A 14,920-nucleotide genomic window follows, 5' to 3' on the forward strand; every position below is an offset into this window, starting at 1 on the left:
ATTATTCTGCAATCCAGAATCTTTATTGAGATGAACCAACGTTTTCCCCTCCTGATCTATGACTACCAAGCCGTCCTGAGCAGTACCAATGGCAATATCCTTATTGGGCAGTAACAACGCACAGTAAGCTTGATTTTTTTTGCAAAAACGATGAAACCTCTGTCTGCCAGTGTGTAATCTTATTCTTGGAAAAGCGATAAAGACCAGAAAAATCAGAAATAATCAATAGTTCTTCACCCAAGGGGAGAATGCTCGCTATCCGAAAGTCATCAAATTGCTCCCCTCCGGGCAACAATACAAATCGACTATCTTCCCAACGCACCAAACCTCTCCCCCGTTCCTGCGCATACAATTGATCGTTGACAAAAAAGAAATTCTGAAATCGTTGAGGAGATTTGGTTATCAAAAAGGTGTCATTTTCATAAACGAACAAGGCTCTTTGTGTACAAAAGAAAACACGCTCTTCTGTTGGAAATATTTTCCAAACGTCTTCAAAATTACGATCCTCTGGTGCCAACTGATCCGTTAAAGTATGGTACTCGACCTGAGCTTGTTTATTTTTAGCTAACCAACCAAACTCATCCTGGCCGCCCACAAAAATACGGCCACCTAATCCTTTGGCTACTGAACGAACAATCGTCCGATTAGGCATTGGCAATACCTCCCAGCGGGTACCATCAAAAAACAGCACCCCTTTGTTATTACCAAAAACCATCATTCCATTATCATCCTGGATAACGCTCCAATTTTGAGTACCGGCATTGTATTCTTCTTTAGAAAAAGAAATAACCTGCGGAATCCCCAAAGCAGTGGATTGTGCAATAGATTGTGCTGATAATCCGATCAAAAAAAACAGTAATATCCCTAGTCGGCTGATTTGTGATGTAGCCATAATATTATTATGAGAAAGTAAAACCTACTTGCAGACAAACACTAACAGTCAACGATTGCGCAAGCTTCTTCCTTTGTTTATTGGGTTGAGTTCATACACCCCTGTTTAAACGAAGATAGCTGATTAATTGAAATGATGTAGTAATGATGAGGTATTATGTTAGGTACATGACCATAGACGTATAGGTGATGTATTCACACTACCCATATAGTTCATAAATTTGGAAGCATAAAATTTAACGAAATTAAAATCCAGTAAAATGAGTAATTTCCCAACATACCTTCTAGCAACACTTCTTCTCTCCAGCATACTATTTGCTTGCGACAAGCCAGAAGAGATCGCTGGTTGCCAATTTCCTACTGATATAGAAAACAGCTACGAACTCATCTGGAATGATGAATTTGATGGCACTGAGATTGACGACAGCAAATGGTCCTATGATCTCGGAGATGGCTGTGATCTGGGTATTTGCGGCTGGGGCAACAACGAATTGGAGTACTACACCGATCGTCCGGAAAACGCTTACCTGGAAAATGGCAATTTGGTCATCAAAGCCCGCAAGGAATCACCGATTTACCTCAATCAATACCAATACACTTCATCGCGATTGGTTACAAAAAACAAAGGTGATTTTCGCTATGGCCGAGTAGATGTCAAAGCACGCTTACCTATCGGCCAGGGGCTATGGCCTGCCATCTGGATGCTGCCTACCGACGAGGCTTACGGTGGCTGGCCGCGTAGTGGTGAAATCGACCTTATGGAAAACATAGGCAGTGAACCAGACCGCATTTTTGGTACCATTCATTACGGGCATGATTACTGGCGCTATACCACCGAGGGTATCACTAAAGAAAGTGGTCCAAATTTCACCGAAGACTTTCACGTATACACCCTGCTCTGGAACGAAGATTGTATTATGATGATGGTAGACGGAGAGAAATTCGCCGGCCCTTACTCAAGAAGCACAACCCTACCAACGACTTGGCCTTTTGATCAAAACTTCCACATCTTGCTTAACGTAGCCGTAGGTGGCAACCTGCCTGGCAACCCTACTCCAGCAACCCAGTTCCCTCAAACGATGGAAGTGGACTATGTACGTGTTTTCTCAGAGAAATAACCCAGGTCTTTTTCTTTCATGTTCCTAATTAAATAAAACCTACAAGATGAATAAGAATATTTCTTACATCGTTTCCACTGCACTCATCGTTGCGCTTGGGGGCTTCCTCATGGGCTTTGACGCCTCGGTGATTTCAGGAGTGAATAAATTCATTGAACTAGAGTTCAGCCTGACCAAACTAGAAGTAGGCTGGGCGGTGAGTTCACTTACCCTCACCGCTACGCTGGCCATGCTCGTGGCAGGGCCATTAAGCGACAAGCTAGGGCGGCGCCACGTGCTCAAATACGCGGCCATCCTGTACGCCCTTTCGGCAATTTTATCGGCCATTGCACCTTCTTTTATTGCACTCGTATTAGCCCGGATGCTAGGCGGTCTCGGAGTAGGAGCCTCTCTTATCATTGCTCCCATGTATATTGCCGAAATCTCACCCGCGGCCATACGCGGCCGCATGGTATCGTTCAATCAATTGAATATTGTCTTAGGTATTTCTGTCGCTTTCTTCACCAACTATTTGATCCTACAATTGGGTAGTTCTGATGCCAACTGGGCACAGATGCTCAATTTCAACGAATGGAACTGGCGGTGGATGCTTGGTATCGAAGCTATTCCTGCCATTCTCTATTTTCTTGGTTTGTTTTTCGTTCCTCGTAGTCCACGTTGGTTGGTCATGAAAGGAGAGTTCGACGAAGCCCTCGCAGTGATGAGCAAAGCCACTGGCCCACAAGTCGCCAATCAGGAGATGTCAGAAATACAGAAAGCCATTGACAGTGATACCGGCAAGAAAACAGCTCCACTCAGCGAGCTTTTCAAAAAATCCATGACACTGGTACTTACCATCGGCATTGTGATTGGTGTACTGCAACAGATCACAGGTATCAATTCTGTTTTCTTCTACGCCCCTATGATCTTCGAGCAGTCTGGTATTGGTACTGATGCTTCTTTCTCCCAGGCTATTTACGTAGGGCTCATCAATCTGGTGTTTACCCTTATCGCTATCGCACTTATCGACAAACTGGGTCGTAAGCCCTTGCTCGTTGGCGGTATGGCGGGTATTGTTATCTGTATGTTCTTACTGGCCTACAGTTTCAATTCTGCTACTTATACGCTCACCGAAACTGCCGTCACCAGCCTACCAGCTGAAATTAATAAAGATGCACTGGCTACCATGATCGGCACCACCTTTGACAATGACTTGGATTATAAGGCGTCCTTATCGGCTGCAATTGGTGATGCTGCGGGCACTTATGAGTCCGACCTTTTGAAAGGAGCTATTAACATCAACCCGACCTTGGTACTGCTGGGTATTCTTGGCTTCGTAGCCTCCTTTGCCGTCTCTATCGGGCCAGTGATGTGGGTGCTCTTTTCCGAACTGTTCCCCAATAAAGTACGGGCCATCGCTATATCCTTTGTGGGGCTGATCAACTCTGCCGTCAGCTTCTTGGTACAACTGGTCTTTCCGTGGGAGCTTGCTACCCTCGGTACTGGTACTACATTTATGATCTATGGCGTATTTGGCTTAATAGGCCTTATCTTCATTCTCATGGTCGTACCTGAAACTAAAGGAAAATCGCTGGAAGAACTCGAGCGACAACTTGTAAAATAAGCCTTCTTTGAAAAGCCTTGGGGCACCTGACCTAACGTGTTCCAAGGCTTTATTCCCACCTATTTGTATTTTTGAAAAAAACTAACGATTGTGATAAGACTAAGCTTCCTCCTATTTACCCTTGCTGCTTTGCAGGCATGTACACCTTCACAACCTTCCGAAGATCCAACATCGGGCATTACAACAACTGAAATTCGCCAAACGGATGGCAATTACCAGCTCTTTGTAAATGGTGAACCTTTCTTTATCGAAGGTGCTGGCCTCGAATTTGGTAATATAGAAGCACTCGCAAAACACGGTGGCAACTCCTTTCGTACTTGGCGAACCGACAATGGCCAATCTAGCGGCAAAGAAGTGCTCGACCGGGCACAGGCCAGCGGGCTATATGTTACGATGGGCATCGAGGTAGCCCGTGAGCGACATGGCTTCGACTACAATGATGAAGCAGCCGTCAAGGAGCAATTCGAAAGAATAAAAACAGAAATTCTGGCGTATAAAGATCATCCTGCGCTCATCATCTGGGCTATCGGCAACGAGCTCAACCTTCGCTCAACAAACCCCAAAGTTTGGGACGCCGTCAACCAGATTTCGGAATATATCCACGAAGTAGACCCCAACCACCTCACCACTTCTACCCTCGCAGGCATTGACAAAGAGCTGATCGACCATATCAAGGAAAGAGCTACCGATTTGGACCTGCTCAGTATCCAGATGTATGGTGATATTGTCAACCTAAAGCAGAAGGTCACCGAATCGGGCTGGACAGGCCCTTACATGGTCACCGAATGGGGAGCTACCGGTCACTGGGAAGTACCAACGACAGCCTGGGACGCACCATTGGAAAATAACAGCACCCAGAAAGCCAACTTCTACCAAGAACGCTACCAAACAGCTATTTTGCCCAACCTCGACCAATGTGTAGGTTCTTACGTCTTTCTCTGGGGACAGAAGCAGGAACGCACTCCCACTTGGTACGGTATGTTTATGCCCGATGGCGAAGAAACAGCCTCCGTAGACGTGATGCACTACCTATGGAATGATACCTGGCCCGACAATCGCAGCCCACAATTGGACTCCTTCCTACTCAACGGGCAAGTAGCAAGCAGCAGCATCTATCTGGACGCAGGAGCGACCTACCCCAGCCAGGTTTTCGCCAGCGACCCCGATGGAGATCCAATCACTTACCACTACGAAATCAAGCCAGAAAGTACCGACCTCGGCGATGGTGGCGACCATGAATCTGTCCCTCAGTCCTTGGAAGGATTGATCACCGAAAATGGGAAAGCCGCTATCACCTTCACCGCTCCCGAAGTGGAAGGTGCCTACCGCATATTGGTGACCGTAGCAGATGGACAAAATCACATGGGCCACGCCAATATTCCGTTTTATGTGAAAGCGATGAAGTAGGAAGTCAAACCGTGTAAGGGTTAGACGAGTGTAAAGGTGTAAGGGTTGGGTAACCACTTCCGACTTCGATAAATACTAAAGGACAAGCAAAGAATAGACTTGTTCTATTCCAAATAGCTCCGGACATTGTTCGGAGCTATCTTTTTGTTTTGTTATGATAATTGGGGCCATGCCGTCTCCCGTCCCGACTTTTCTAGTCGGGACGGGATCGGCACCGCGCTATCCACTGCTCCTTCATGCAGGGTGTGAAACCCTGCCCTACATAGCAGTTACTATCGCTTGTCCTGCTCCTCCGTCCGCCGTGTTTCAGGCTCCGCCTTGCACACAATTTTGCGCCAATCGTACCAGTGTGATCTACGGTTGAGACGCATTCATGTGTTTTGACCTCAGTAGAGATCAACTCTCTTACATCTTCTCTTTCAGCCAGTCCACAATCTTCAATACAAAGAAGGAAGCCGCTGCCGTAAGTAACAATAACCCTACAAGCATAAAGTATTGCTCAATCGCCCACGAAAAAGCCGTACGCAGACGACTTATAAACGAGACTTTCCGAACCCTGCTTTCGGTAAGGTCTAGCTTGACGGTACAAAACTCGTTCTCCGAATCGAAGCTACCGAGCTGTACACCTAAAGCCTGTAGCTGTCCATCGATCTCCAGGATACGGTTCTCCAAGCTGATGTATTCTTCAATTTTTCCGCCTTTCGCTTTCAACTCCATCAGGGATTGGCGCGTATTATTTAGCGTGGCACGTTTGGCGTTCAACTCGCGGTATTCGTTGGTCTTATCCGTCTTAACAATACTGATGGAGTTGATCTTGTAGTTGGCTTGCAGGTGGGCTACAAAATCATCAAAAGCCAATGGAGGAATACCAATTTGCAAGCTCAGTTTTCGGCTCCCTTCATTGCCAGATTTTTGCTGGTACTGAATGATCCCATTTTCTTCCTCAATAGCTGCTTTTATACTGGCTTCATCTTCTCCAAAAGCAGTACTGCTGGCGCTCATATTCGCCGTTTTCTCGTACTTCTGATCTACCTGAACAGTAGTCGTCACTTGGGCTTGGGAGACATCCGTCTTCTTGTATTCATAACGAGAAGAAGCAACATTCGTCATCAGGTTATCCATACTGCGAACAGACTGGGACACGCTGCCATTCGAACTATCACGATAAATGATTTCATTTTCTGGATAATAGACATATCCGTAGATCAAGCGAGCAATAAATAATAATACAAACAGCAGACCGAAGCCAATAACTGTGTTGCGTAAACGTGTTTTGAAAGAGCGCATAGTTGTAAAATTTTGAGGGTTAAATTATGGTACTTGTTCTACCATAATGACAATTGGATATTTAGAGCGTAAACTGATTTCATCTTTTCTTATCAAATCCTTTCTCGGCTGGCCATAAGTAGCTTGACTGGCATTCTCCCACACCTGCTCATACATCTGCTTGAGGCTGCCAAAAGTTTGTAGAAAACTTGCGGAAGTAGCCAGTTCTTTCACTTTTACTTGAAAAAATATCTTGTAAGGGGCCGGTGCTGATTCCAGGAAACGCTGTGCCCGTGGGGTAATGCTATCTTGTTCAATCAACTGTTCGTCTTTAACCAGCTGATTCCCGCTATTTACATAAATGGTGAAAAGATTTTCTTCTTTAAGGACAAACTCCTCGTAACGATAGGTTGGTGCCCAGTTTGCCTGCAAGCCGTTATCATTCAATATTTTTTGCTTGTCAGCCGAGAGCAGCGGCTTGTGTAAACAAGGGCGTTTGCTCCTATTCATGCATTCATTATCTGAAAAAGGCGGCAGCTTAGTCCATAATTGTAAGCCATCAGCTAATGGATAACTTATAGACAACAAATGTTCCCTGCGAATTTGTAACTGTAAATAATCAAGAACAAAATAAGGCACCCTGGCATCAACCCACAGATTGAGAACAATTCTACCTCTTTCATTCGCCAGTACTTTTGCTTTTACCCCTTCAAGTACACGCGCTAAATCTGCGAAGGTGATATTTTCTTCTCCATTAAAATTAAGCAGTAGGTTTTGGGTAGTATTATGCTTTATACCACTGCGGTAACCTAGAAATAGGTTGGCATTTTCAAACTCAACACTGTCGCCAGTCAGTGTATCAATTGTACCTTCTGTCAGCTGTAGATCCATGCCAACTGGTAAATATTGGCGATAAGCAAAAGTATCAGGTACCGAAACAGCGGTGGTGGTGGTCTCTTGCTCGTCTGGCACAGCACCTCCACAAGCGGTCAATACCACTAGCAGTAAAACAAGGTAGGCAGAAGGCTTACATTTTTTCTCACGCATTGCTTTGAGTTTAGTACATCCTAGCCCCTCAACTTTAGACGCTCTCCCCAAAAGTCAACAAATTATTATCCGGATCGAGTAGTGCAAATTCTTTCTGTCCCCAGGGTTTAATTTGTAAGGGCCCTGCGGGGTGAATGGGGACTTTCTTTTCCAGTAAGGATTGATAAATAGCTTCAATGTCCTCTGTTTTAAAATAGACTTGCCCGTAATTCTCTTTCGGATCAAGGTCTTTAAATTCAAAAAAATGAAGCTCCACCTGGTCCTTCTTTATCATCAGATAGCCTTCATAATCGGTATCACTAGCCAACTCAAATCCTAGTTTATTAAGGTAATAGTCGCGAGTCACCGCTTTGTCGCGCATGGGGAGTTTAGGATGGATACTTGTGAGCATTAGCTATTTATTTAATTTCTTCCTCCGTAGGCCTCAATCATCCGATAAGGGTAAAGTTCTGGCAACTTGCTCACCTCATCTAATTGAGCCATCTCGTCGGTACTGAGTTCCAGGGTGGCAGCTTCCAGGTTTTGTTCCAACTGCACAAACGTGCGTGCGCCAATGATAACAGAAGGTACAATTTCTTTGTGTAGCAACCACGCTAAAGCTACTGCTACGTGCGAACTGTTACGTGCTTTGGCAATCTTGTCTACGACTGCGAGAATCTCCCAGTTTTGTGCTTGATTCCGGCGTTCCCAGCTTTCTTCTGTGTGGTCGGCAGTCGTGGCAATACGCCCTTCCGTAGGCTGCTGATCAGGCGTGTACTTGCCTGAAAGGAATCCGCCACCCAGCGGGCCCCACGGCAATAAGCCCAGCCCTTCCGTGGCACAGAGGTCGGCAAACTCGTATTCCAAATCGCGTTTCACTAGACTGTACTGGTACTGGGCCGCAATGAAGGGCGAATAGCCAGATTGCTGGGCCATACCCTGCGCTTTCATCAGTTGCCAAGCCTTAAAGTTGGAGATGCCCAGGTAACGAACCTTACCACTGCTCACCAAATCATCCAGCGCCCGTAGCGTTTCAGCCAGCGGTGTGATGGGGTCCCAGCAATGCAAGTACAAGAGGTCGATATAATCGGTGTTCAGTCGACGAAGTGAGTCGTGGACACTCTCGATAATATGCAGCCGAGATAGGCCGCTCTGGTTAGGGTCCTCCCCCATTGGGAAACGCACCTTCGTAGATAGGATCACCTGCTGGCGCTTGCCACCAAGGTGGCGTCCGATGATTTCTTCAGAACGGCCTTCTGCATAAACATTAGCTGTATCAATGTGATTGCCACCTGTAGCCAAATAGTGATCCATGATACGTTGTGCTTCTGGTTCAGGAGTGGTACGTTCACTCTTTTCACCAAACAGCATGGAACCCAGAGTGAGCGGGCTGGTCATCAGGCCGGAACGGCCAATGGGAGTATGTTTCATCAACAGTTGGGGTTGTTTTTGTAAATATACCTGTTAAGCAGTGATTTAGAAAGGCGTCAGGTGAAAAGGAGAATAAAAAAGTATAATTATTCTTTATTTTCAGTATTTTCTGAAACTTTAATAAGTTTATTGCGTTTTACTATTAAATCCTACCAATTATGACCTGGAATATTGCTGGATACCTACTTTACTTACTGCTCTCTACTTACACTATTGTCTTTATTGGGAAGCGATTACACGGTAACGGCATTCACTTTATCAGGAAGATTTTCACCAATGAAGAGACCGCGAACAGTGTCAACAACTTGCTCTTACTTGGTTACTACCTGGTGAATATTGGCTATCTATTTATGACGATCTCTTATTGGGAGCCCATTGCCAATTTCCCGGCTTTACTACTGATCCTGACAGAGCGCATTGGCATTATCTACCTCTTGTTGGCAGTACTTCACTACAATAATATTCTTTGCCTATATCTGTACGCAAAGTGGAACCATATTGATCTATTTACCCTTAAAAACAATTATCATGGTTGATAACAAATTGATTCTCATCGGCTATCTAATTTATATGCCCTTGGCCATCGCGTTGACCATTTACGTCTCCAGAACCCTTTTTGCGAACGGAAAACATTTCATGCTAGCGATCTTTCACGGAGAAGAAACCATCGCACTAGCTACTAATCGCTTGTTTGAGATGGGGTTCTACCTCCTCAATATCGGTTTCGCGCTCTACACGGTAAAGATGTATGGCATCGCAGACACCCAAGACCTGGTAGAAAACCTGGCCGTCAAAGTAGGTGCTTTCTCTGTTTACCTGGGCGTAGTGCTCTTCCTCAATTTGTACCTCTTCCTGCGAGGGAGGAAAAATGCTCGTAGAACAGACACCCCCGCGGTGGCTTGATGATGTTATAGCTTTGATCTATGATTAGAAAAGGCTTCTCGTGTAACAAGGGGGAGCCTTTTGTTTTTGTTCCTCCTAACTTTTCAAACGGTATCTTGTTGTCCTTAAAAACAAGCCCAATTGCCAACCCCTCTCCATAGCGATATCCTCATTCTCGGCGGCGGCCTTGCTGGCCTCACCAATGCTTTGCACCTCGCCAAGGCAGGGCTGCACGTACGGCTGCTGGAAAAGGGGGAATACCCACGGCACAAAGTTTGTGGGGAGTACATTTCCAATGAGGTCCTCCCCTATCTGGACAGCTTGGGCTTTGATCCTTTCTCGCTGGGGGCGACGGCCATGGAACGATGCTTGCTTAGCACAGTGGAAGGGAAAACCGTTGAGGCACCTTTACCGCTGGGCGGCTTTGGACTGAGTCGCTATCGTATGGATGAAGAACTCTATAAATTGGTGCTTTCGCAAGGCGGGGAAGTTCTTCAGGAGACGGTCGAAGAGGTCCAATTTAACAAAGATCAATTTACGGTCAGCACCCGATCGGGGCAAGCGTATACCGCGCCACTCGTCATCGGAGCTTTTGGCAAACGCTCTAAATTAGATGTGACACTGGATCGCCCCTTTATGCAAAAGAATGCGCCCTATTTGGGCGTTAAAGCACACTATGAAGGCGATTTTCCCGAAGACTTGGTGGCGCTCTATAACTTTGAGGGTGGCTACTGTGGTGTCTCAAAAGTAGAGGAGGGCCGGATCAACATCTGCTACCTGGCCAATTATGACACCTTTAAAACCTACAAAAACCTAGCTGCCTACGAACAGGAAGTGGTGCGTAAAAACCCTTTACTCAATGATATCCTCAATCGGGTTACTCCCCTCTTCGAACGACCGCTGACCATCAGTCAGATCTCTTTTGCTAGCAAGGAAAACGTCCGCGAGCACGTCCTCATGAGTGGCGACGCAGCAGGAATGATCCACCCCTTGTGCGGCAACGGCATGGGTATGGCCATCACCAGTGCGCAGTTACTCTCTCAAGAAACCCTCCAATATTTCGCCAGCAAACACCCTGATCGCCGACAGCTTGAAAAGAACTACACCACTCAATGGAAACAACAATTCCGTAAGCGCCTCCTCTTTGGTCGTGCCTTTAATGCGTTGTTCTATCGGCCCCAACTCTTCGCCACTTCTATTTCTTTCTTGACGGTCATGCCGAGCCTTTTGCCGTTTTTTATCCGGCAGACGCATGGGGAATTGGTTTGATGGTTGGTAGAGACGCAGCACCACTACGCCTGGGCTCCTTCGGAATGGGCCTTGCGGCTAGGGTCGTCCTCCCTCGATCCTTTGGATCGGTCCCTCCCGAGGGACACATTTTGAGTGGGGTTAGTAGTAAGCAACCATTAAGACGATAGTAAAGCTACATTCTTCTGATCTTTGCCGTAGTTCTTTGGGGAAAGTTGAGACCTAAGCTACTCCCTGCGCTAGGGGTAGTAGCCAGCCCCGCAACGCGGGGAGACCGACCAAAGGAAGGGCCGAGCGAGCAGCGAGTGGCGAATGACCCGACCACGACCACCGGGAGTGGGAGCGCCCTTCTCAAAGGTGGAAAGGTGTAAAGGTTATTGCCGCCAATTTGGAAGTTGGAAGTGATGGAAAGATGTAAACCTGTCAACGTTATTTAGGGAGGGGTATCCAACCCTTACACACTTCCACGTTTCCAACCCTTACACTTCTGACAAAGCGTCTTTACGAAATAAAGAAGCCCAATAACCAAACATTACTCCTCAAATTTCCTTTCTTACTTAATGATCTTTATCAATACACGCCACCGGAGCGAAGCGACCGAAATCATGGATGATTTCCAGATGGAAGGGGAAACCCTGCGCTCGTCCCTTGATCAAATTGCTTTCATCAACCAATGGTTAGGTGGAAACCGTGTCACTTTGGTAGGGCTCCAGGTACTTTTAAAAGACTTGCCGCCTTCGGCACCTTTGCGAATACTAGATTTGGGCTGTGGCAATGGCGACCTCTTGCGAGTGGTGGCTAAATGGGGCAGAAAAACCGGTCGTCAACTGGAATTGATCGGTATCGATGGCAACGCCTTTACCGTTAACTATGCACAAAAACTATCGGTCGATTTTCCGGAAATCAGCTATCGGGCGGAAATGATTCCTTCCCCCTTTTTAGCGGAAGGCAATTACGATGTCGTACTCTGTACCTTATTTCTCCACCATTTTACAACGGAAGACCTGCAAAACCTGTTGATGTTAGTAAGCAAGCAGGCAAAGGTAGGGGTCGTGATCAACGACCTTCACCGTAGCCGTATCGCCTACTTCTTGTTTAATCTTATCACCTTATTTATTCCCAACAGGATGGTAAGAGAAGATGGCTTAACCTCCATTCTTCGTGGGTTTAAACAACAAGAATTGCTGGCACTGGCCGAAAAGCTACCTAAAAGAAGGAGCCGACTTCGCTGGCGCTGGGCCTTCCGATATCAATGGATATTGTGGACAGATAAGCTATTTTCATCTTAATTATCTAAGCCACGGAGACACAAAGACACGGAGTTTTTTTAAGCCCCCCTTTGAATACTCCGTTTCACAGTGGCTAAATTCTTTGTTAAGGAGAGAACTGTGATGTACAGCTAAAGAAAAGACAGCATAATAACCGCTATAAAGACACTGGGAAAGTGCATTGGATAAAACCTTGGCGCCTACCTACCTCTTCGGCGAAAAAGACTTTGAACTTCATGGTTAGAATAACCACAGTTGCCAAACAATTGCCCCCTTACTCCCGTAGCACTGCGGAGATCGTTCCCTTCATCCAGCATTGGCTAAACGGGCAAGAGGAACGCTTTCAGCGGAAGGTGGTCAAGATTTTCCGCAATGCGGGGGTTGATCATCGCTATTCGATCATCCCGCCTGAGGAAATGTTTTTGCCTCGCACCTTTGCGGAAAACAACGACCGTTACATAAAAGGGGTCATAGAATTGAGTGAAGCTTGCCTCACCAAGGCGCTTGATAAAGCAGGCTGGGTACCCAAAGATGTTGATTACATTATCACCGTCAGTTGTACCGGGTTTATGATTCCATCCGTGGATGCCCATTTGATTAACCGGTTGGATATGCGGCAGGATATTGTGCGCCTGCCCGTAACAGAGATGGGGTGTGCTGCTGGCGTCTCTGGTATCATCTACGCCAAGAATTTTCTTCAGGCCAACCCCGGAAAACGCGCGGCCGTCATCGCTGTAGAGTCTCCGATGGCGACTTTCCAACAAGATGATTTCTCGATGGTCAATGTCGTCAGTGCCGCCATTTTTGGCGACGGTGCTGCTTGTGTGCTGCTCTCTTCTCACCCTGATGATGAAGGGCCCGCTATTCTGCACGAAGAGATGTACCACTTCTACGGCGCGCAGCATATGATGGGCTTTGCCCTCAAAAACTCCGGCTTGGCCATGATCCTCGATCAATCTGTACCCGATACGATTGAGGCCCATTTTGGGGATATTATCCACCCCTTCCTCGAAAGAGCAGGGAGTAATATTGAGAAAATCGACCACTTGGTTTTCCATCCTGGCGGTAAGAAAATCGTACAAATTGTAGAAGACCTCTTTGGCACGATGGGAAAAAACATCAACGATACCAAAGAAGTGTTGCGCCTTTACGGCAATATGTCGAGTGCGACCGTACTGTACGTTCTTGAGCGCTTTCTAGAACGTGAAATTCCCGAAGGAGACCAAGGGCTGATGCTAAGCTTTGGGCCTGGGTTTTCGGCGCAGCGGGTCTTGCTAGAGTGGTAGAAATAAAAGCGTAAAGAGAAACTCACAAAACAGAATAGAACGCTGATTAAACAGATTTGACAGACCACGAAGTAGACGCGAAGCGAATCAACACAGGTTTTTACATTAAGCACTATTCCAAAACAAGCTAACTAAACCATCCACCAATGAGGAATTGGGCGATTATACTAGGAGGATCTTCAGGATTAGGGCTGGCGACAGCCAAAGAACTGGCCCGTTTGGGTTGGAACATTGCCATTGTCCATCGTGACCGTAAATCGGTGATGAGGGAAGTGGAAGATCATTTTGCGGAGATCGCTGCGACGGGCGTGGGCTTTCAGTCCTTCAATGTAGATGCCCTCAGGACGGAAAAGCGGCAAGCCATTCTTGACGAATTAGTAACGCTACTGGGTACCGAGAGAAAGGTGGGCGTATTGGTCCACAGCATCGCCAAAGGAAACCTCAAACCGATGGTTGCTGAAAACGGCCCTCGTCTACAGCAGGATGATTTCCAACTGACGATTGAAGCCATGGCGATTAGCCTGTACGAATGGGTGCAAGCGTTATTTGAAGCACAATTGTTTGCTAACGATACCCGCATCATCAGTTTCACCAGTGAAGGCAATCGCAAAGCTTGGCAAAACTACGCTGCGGTGTCGGCGGCCAAGGCCGCCCTGGAGGCCATCACGCGCAACATTGCCCTGGAGTTTGCGCCTTATGGAATTCGGGCCAATTGTATCCAGGCCGGCACCACAGATACTCCATCGCTGCGCATGATTCCTGGTAGTGAACAGCTCAAAGCACACAGTTTGCAACGCAATCCTTTTGGGCGACTCACCGAGCCCGAAGATGTTGCCCGCGTGGTAGGCCTATTGGTGCAACCAGCGGCAGCTTGGATCAATGGTGCCGTCATTCCTGTAGATGGTGGAGAACACATTAGGTAATGGACAAGCAAAAGATTATATCACTGTTGCCCTACTCAGAACCCTTCCTCTTTGTGGATACCCTGGAAGTGGTGACGGAAGACGAAGTGGTGGGGCACTACACCTACCGCGAGGATGCGTTTTTCTACCAGGGGCATTTTAAAAACCACCCCGTCACGCCGGGCGTCATCCTCACGGAGACGATGGCTCAAATTGGTTTGGTTTGTATGGGGATCTATCTTTTAAGGGATAAAATAGCCAATGGGTTAACACCCGGTATGGCCTTTTCCTCGCAAGCCGTCGATTATTACAAAGCTGTTTACCCCGGTGAACGTGTACGAGTACACGCTAAAAAACAGTATTTCCGGTTTGGGAAGTTAAAATGTCAGGTTGAAATGTACAATGCACAAGGGGAATTGGTTTGTAAAGGAGTGCTGGCGGGGATGGTTGGTAAGGGTGTAAGGGTTGGTTGATGGTGAGCTTCCGAATTTAGTGCTAGGTGCGGGATTCTAGGTGCGAGAGTGCGGGGTGCTAGGTGCGGGGTCAAATACTTCAAAAGGCCGATCTTGAGAAGAGGTTGGTGGTTGGGAAC

The 14,920-nt window shown here is 46.9% G+C and carries 15 protein-coding genes; 10 read left to right on the plus strand and 5 right to left on the minus strand.

Going from position 1 to position 14,920, the window contains the following annotated elements:
• Positions 1-100: 100 nt before the first annotated feature.
• On the minus strand, positions 101-892 hold the full coding sequence (locus A3EU_RS0117755; protein WP_026211451.1) for a hypothetical protein: 792 nt from the start codon (positions 890-892) through the stop codon (positions 101-103).
• 259 nt (positions 893-1,151) lie between these two features.
• On the opposite strand from A3EU_RS0117755, the gene A3EU_RS0117760 reads away from it, so the two are divergent.
• The 3 genes from A3EU_RS0117760 to A3EU_RS0117770 all read left to right on the plus strand — a co-directional run bounded on the left by A3EU_RS0117760 (position 1,152) and on the right by A3EU_RS0117770 (position 5,019).
• Positions 1,152-2,009, plus strand: coding sequence for a glycoside hydrolase family 16 protein (locus A3EU_RS0117760; protein WP_020537539.1), 858 nt, complete (start codon positions 1,152-1,154; stop codon positions 2,007-2,009).
• Between the two features lie 46 nt (positions 2,010-2,055).
• Positions 2,056-3,612: a sugar porter family MFS transporter gene (locus A3EU_RS0117765; protein WP_020537540.1), complete on the plus strand. Its 1,557-nt coding sequence runs from the start codon at positions 2,056-2,058 to the stop codon at positions 3,610-3,612.
• Between the two features lie 90 nt (positions 3,613-3,702).
• Positions 3,703-5,019: a glycoside hydrolase family 2 TIM barrel-domain containing protein gene (locus A3EU_RS0117770; protein WP_020537541.1), complete on the plus strand. Its 1,317-nt coding sequence runs from the start codon at positions 3,703-3,705 to the stop codon at positions 5,017-5,019.
• A gap of 405 nt (positions 5,020-5,424) precedes the next feature.
• Here A3EU_RS0117770 and A3EU_RS30975 read toward each other — a convergent pair whose 3' ends face one another.
• From A3EU_RS30975 to A3EU_RS0117790, 4 genes are read right to left on the minus strand one after another with little or no spacing between them, the layout of a single operon-like run.
• A complete protein-coding gene (locus A3EU_RS30975) occupies positions 5,425-6,306 on the minus strand; it encodes a DUF4349 domain-containing protein (RefSeq protein WP_020537542.1) in 882 nt (293 codons plus the stop codon).
• Between the two features lie 24 nt (positions 6,307-6,330).
• The gene (locus A3EU_RS0117780; protein WP_020537543.1) at positions 6,331-7,332 is read right to left on the minus strand and encodes a hypothetical protein; all 1,002 of its coding nucleotides are present in this window, start codon (positions 7,330-7,332) and stop codon (positions 6,331-6,333) included.
• Positions 7,333-7,366: 34 nt separating this feature from the next.
• Positions 7,367-7,723, minus strand: coding sequence for a bleomycin resistance protein (locus A3EU_RS0117785; protein WP_020537544.1), 357 nt, complete (start codon positions 7,721-7,723; stop codon positions 7,367-7,369).
• A gap of 11 nt (positions 7,724-7,734) precedes the next feature.
• Positions 7,735-8,742 (minus strand): aldo/keto reductase, encoded by a 1,008-nt coding sequence (locus tag A3EU_RS0117790; RefSeq protein ID WP_020537545.1) that lies wholly within the window; start codon positions 8,740-8,742, stop codon positions 7,735-7,737.
• A gap of 158 nt (positions 8,743-8,900) precedes the next feature.
• On the opposite strand from A3EU_RS0117790, the gene A3EU_RS0117795 reads away from it, so the two are divergent.
• From A3EU_RS0117795 to A3EU_RS0117825, 7 genes are all read left to right on the plus strand, one after another.
• Positions 8,901-9,278, plus strand: a complete 378-nt coding sequence (locus A3EU_RS0117795; RefSeq protein ID WP_020537546.1) for a hypothetical protein — start codon at positions 8,901-8,903, stop codon at positions 9,276-9,278.
• Positions 9,271-9,645: a hypothetical protein gene (locus A3EU_RS0117800; RefSeq protein ID WP_020537547.1), complete on the plus strand. Its 375-nt coding sequence runs from the start codon at positions 9,271-9,273 to the stop codon at positions 9,643-9,645. Before A3EU_RS0117795 ends, A3EU_RS0117800 begins: the two co-directional genes overlap by 8 nt.
• Before the next feature lie 120 nt (positions 9,646-9,765).
• Positions 9,766-10,893 carry an NAD(P)/FAD-dependent oxidoreductase gene (locus tag A3EU_RS0117805; RefSeq protein WP_020537548.1) on the plus strand — a complete coding sequence of 376 codons (1,128 nt, stop codon included), beginning with the start codon at positions 9,766-9,768 and terminating at the stop codon, positions 10,891-10,893.
• A gap of 539 nt (positions 10,894-11,432) precedes the next feature.
• Positions 11,433-12,161: a methyltransferase domain-containing protein gene (locus A3EU_RS0117810; RefSeq protein WP_020537549.1), complete on the plus strand. Its 729-nt coding sequence runs from the start codon at positions 11,433-11,435 to the stop codon at positions 12,159-12,161.
• A 215-nt stretch (positions 12,162-12,376) separates the two neighbouring features.
• On the plus strand, positions 12,377-13,426 hold the full coding sequence (locus tag A3EU_RS0117815) for a type III polyketide synthase (RefSeq protein ID WP_020537550.1): 1,050 nt from the start codon (positions 12,377-12,379) through the stop codon (positions 13,424-13,426).
• Between the two features lie 146 nt (positions 13,427-13,572).
• On the plus strand, positions 13,573-14,349 hold the full coding sequence (locus A3EU_RS0117820) for an SDR family oxidoreductase (RefSeq protein WP_020537551.1): 777 nt from the start codon (positions 13,573-13,575) through the stop codon (positions 14,347-14,349).
• The gene (locus A3EU_RS0117825) at positions 14,349-14,801 is read left to right on the plus strand and encodes a 3-hydroxyacyl-ACP dehydratase FabZ family protein (RefSeq protein WP_020537552.1); all 453 of its coding nucleotides are present in this window, start codon (positions 14,349-14,351) and stop codon (positions 14,799-14,801) included. The genes A3EU_RS0117820 and A3EU_RS0117825 overlap by 1 nt, the downstream gene beginning before the upstream one ends.
• The last annotated feature ends 119 nt before the right edge of the window (positions 14,802-14,920 follow it).

Source organism: Lewinella cohaerens DSM 23179, assembly GCF_000379805.1.
In the GTDB taxonomy this organism is placed as follows: Bacteria; Bacteroidota; Bacteroidia; order Chitinophagales; family Saprospiraceae; genus Lewinella; species Lewinella cohaerens.

Coding starts and splice junctions, on each gene's coding strand:
- A3EU_RS0117810 (WP_020537549.1), top strand. CDS start 11,433: ATGATCTTTATCAATACACGCCACCGGAGCGAAGCGACCGAAATCATG.
- A3EU_RS0117755 (WP_026211451.1), bottom strand. CDS start 892: ATGGCTACATCACAAATCAGCCGACTAGGGATATTACTGTTTTTTTTG.
- A3EU_RS0117795 (WP_020537546.1), top strand. CDS start 8,901: ATGACCTGGAATATTGCTGGATACCTACTTTACTTACTGCTCTCTACT.
- A3EU_RS0117800 (WP_020537547.1), top strand. CDS start 9,271: ATGGTTGATAACAAATTGATTCTCATCGGCTATCTAATTTATATGCCC.
- A3EU_RS0117790 (WP_020537545.1), bottom strand. CDS start 8,742: ATGAAACATACTCCCATTGGCCGTTCCGGCCTGATGACCAGCCCGCTC.
- A3EU_RS30975 (WP_020537542.1), bottom strand. CDS start 6,306: ATGCGCTCTTTCAAAACACGTTTACGCAACACAGTTATTGGCTTCGGT.
- A3EU_RS0117815 (WP_020537550.1), top strand. CDS start 12,377: ATGGTTAGAATAACCACAGTTGCCAAACAATTGCCCCCTTACTCCCGT.
- A3EU_RS0117825 (WP_020537552.1), top strand. CDS start 14,349: ATGGACAAGCAAAAGATTATATCACTGTTGCCCTACTCAGAACCCTTC.
- A3EU_RS0117760 (WP_020537539.1), top strand. CDS start 1,152: ATGAGTAATTTCCCAACATACCTTCTAGCAACACTTCTTCTCTCCAGC.
- A3EU_RS0117785 (WP_020537544.1), bottom strand. CDS start 7,723: ATGCTCACAAGTATCCATCCTAAACTCCCCATGCGCGACAAAGCGGTG.
- A3EU_RS0117780 (WP_020537543.1), bottom strand. CDS start 7,332: ATGCGTGAGAAAAAATGTAAGCCTTCTGCCTACCTTGTTTTACTGCTA.
- A3EU_RS0117765 (WP_020537540.1), top strand. CDS start 2,056: ATGAATAAGAATATTTCTTACATCGTTTCCACTGCACTCATCGTTGCG.
- A3EU_RS0117820 (WP_020537551.1), top strand. CDS start 13,573: ATGAGGAATTGGGCGATTATACTAGGAGGATCTTCAGGATTAGGGCTG.